At 62.5% G+C, this 2,784-nt stretch carries 2 protein-coding genes; both read left to right on the top strand.

Features of this window, described 5'->3' with window-relative positions; translation table 11 throughout:
* The first annotated feature begins 256 nt into the window (after positions 1-256).
* A complete protein-coding gene (istA, locus tag K7W03_RS27090; RefSeq protein ID WP_162833671.1) occupies positions 257-1,720 on the top strand; it encodes an IS21 family transposase in 1,464 nt (487 codons plus the stop codon).
* Positions 1,720-2,529 (top strand): IS21-like element helper ATPase IstB, encoded by an 810-nt coding sequence (gene istB, locus K7W03_RS27085; protein ID WP_024018982.1) that lies wholly within the window; start codon positions 1,720-1,722, stop codon positions 2,527-2,529. Before istA ends, istB begins: the two co-directional genes overlap by 1 nt.
* Positions 2,530-2,784 lie beyond the last annotated feature (255 nt).

The raw sequence follows: 2,784 nt of genomic DNA, 5'->3' as shown, positions 1-2,784 counted from the left end.
TGCGCGGCGACATTTACGATGGCCGGTTCAGCGGCAACTATGATGGCCGGTAGGATCGGTTGTCTGGCCTGATCGCAGGGAGGGGCGGAGCCCCGACCGGAGAGCAGGCCAGACAACCGATGGCGATCTTTTCTCCCCTGGGCGGGAGTGCGGATCGGGCTGCGGCGAGCGGTGGTATCGGAACACTCATCGAACATTGAAGCGATGGGTTGCGATGCCGGGCCACCACCTTTCCGATCAGCAGGTATTTCTTTTCATGGTTGAACGTCGCCATCACACCCAGTCCGTTGCGGCCGCCAAGGCCGGTATTAGCGAGCGTAGCGCACGCCGGATCGAGAACGATCCGCGCTTGCCTTCCCAGAAGAAGCAGGGACGCCATTGGCGCACCCGCGCCGATCCTCTTGAGCCTTTCTGGCCCCGTATCGAGGAGTTGCTCAAGATCGACGGCATTCTCGCCGTCACCATCTTCGAGACGCTACAGGACGAGTTTGGCGAAGAGGCCGTTCCCGACAGGATCAGGCGCACGCTCGAACGTCGGATTGCCCGCTGGCGGGCGCTGCATGGCGAGGAGAAGGAGATATTCTTCCCGCAGCGCCACGAGAGCGGGCGGCAGGGCCTATCGGATTTCACGGTCTGCGACGACCTGAAGGTCACCATCACCGGCGAGCCTTTCGCCCACCGGCTCTATCATTTCCGCCTGGCCTGCAGTGGCTGGGAGCATGCCGCTGTCGTACTGGGGGGCGAGAGCTTTGCCGCCCTGTCCGAGCATCTGCAGGATGCGCTGTGGAAGCTGGGCGGCGTCCCGGTCGAGCACCGCAGCGATTCCCTGTCCGCTGCCTACAAGAACCTCGACGCCGATGCGCAGCGGGATTTCACCCGCAGCTACGACGACCTTTGCCGTCATTACGGCATGATCGCGACCCGCAACAACCGCGGCGAGGCCCACGAGAACGGCTCGATCGAAGGCCCTCATGGCCATCTCAAGCGACGCCTCGACCAAGCCCTGCGTCGCCGGGGCAGCCGGGACTTCGACAGCCTCGGCGCCTGGCGCGATTTTGTAGAAGCCGAAGTCGCCAAGCAGAACCGCCGCAAGGCCAGGCTCGTCGACGAGGAACGCCGCCTGCTGGGACGCCTGCCAGCACACCGCACCACAGACTTTGCCATGATCGCGGTTGATGTCAGCCGTAACGGCACCGTTCCTATCGACAGGGTCATCTATTCGGTCCCCTCCCGCCTGGTCGGTCGTCGGCTGCACGCCCATCTCTTCGATGACCGCATCGATCTATTCCTCGGCCCCGACAAGGTGATGACCACCCCACGGGTCCGTATGCCGCATCCCCAAAGAGGCCACCAGATCGATTTTCGCCACATGATCGCCAACCTGAGGCGCAAGCCCGGGGCATTGCGGAACCTGGTATACCGCGACGCCCTGTTCCCCGCCCACGCCTACAGGCGGGCATGGCAAGCCTTCGACGACCAGCTTGATGCCCACCAAGCCTGCCGTGACACCGTCGCCCTGCTCGATATCGCGGCAAGAGGAGATTGTGTCGACGCGCTGGCTCTGCGCATCGACGCGGCACTCGATGCTGGTCGTCTCCCCGATGTCACCGCGCTCAGGCAGGAGTTTCTTCCGACCCTTCGAGCCAGGCACGAGGTGACGATCCCACCACCGGATCCGCGCGGATATAACAGCCTGCTTACCAGCATGGAGTTGCGCTGATGACCCGGACCAAGGATCAAGCCGCAGCCGTGCTGCCCACCATGCTCAAGGCCCTGCGCCTGCCCAGCATCAACCGCAACTGGAAGCGGCTTACCGATACCGCCGATCGGGATGGATGGCCTGCTGTTCAACTGCTCGCCTCGCTTCTCGAGATCGAGATGGCCGAACGCACCACGCGGCGTATCCAGCGGCATCGGGACCAGTCCGGCCTGTCAGCAGGCAAGACCTTCGCCACCTTCGATTTCGACGCTGCCCCTGGTGTGCGCAAACCCCATCTGCTCTCGCTCGCAACAGGCGATGGTTGGATCGACAATGGGGGCAACCTGTTGTTCTTCGGACAGTCGGGCACCGGCAAGACGCACGCCATCTCGGCGATCAGCCATACGCTTATCGATACTGGGCGCCGGGTCCTGTTCTGCTCCACCACCGATATGGTCCAGAAACTTCAGGCTGCGCGCCGCGATCTCAGTCTGCCCTCCATGCTCGACAAACTCGACAAGTACGACCTCATCGTGCTCGACGATCTGTCCTATGTCCGCAAGGATCAGGTCGAGACCAGCGCCCTGTTCGAGCTCATCGCCCATCGCTACGAGCGCCATTCGATCGCGATCACCGCCAACCAGCCATTTTCCGCTTGGGACAACGTTTTTCCAGATCCCGCCATGAGTGTCGCCGCCATCGACCGCCTCGTTCACCACTCAACCATCATCGAGATGAACGGCGAGAGCTACCGAAAACGCTCCGCCATCAGTCGCATCGAACCAGCCAATAATCACCCAACCGGCCCGGCATCGGACCGGCCATCGTAATTGTCGCCAACCTCGCGTCCAGGGAGCATTCCGCATAAGGCATTGCGACACCAGGTAATTGTCGCCACCGTCAATTACTCCCGCAATGCCACAGCTGCCTTCACCACCGGCGCCAGCGACAATTACCAACATCCGGTTGCCCAAGGCCCGTTGCCACTACAAGGCTCGCGTGATACCCAAATCCCACCACTCGGTGCGGCCGCTTACCGGCCATCATAATTGACGCCAACCGGCCTCCGTAAATGTCGCCCTACA

Source organism: Sphingobium sp. PNB (assembly GCF_019873065.1).
Taxonomy (GTDB): Bacteria; Pseudomonadota; Alphaproteobacteria; order Sphingomonadales; family Sphingomonadaceae; genus Sphingobium; species Sphingobium fuliginis.
Note: the sequence above shows the minus strand (reverse complement) of the source record. Positions and strands in the feature narration are given on the sequence as shown.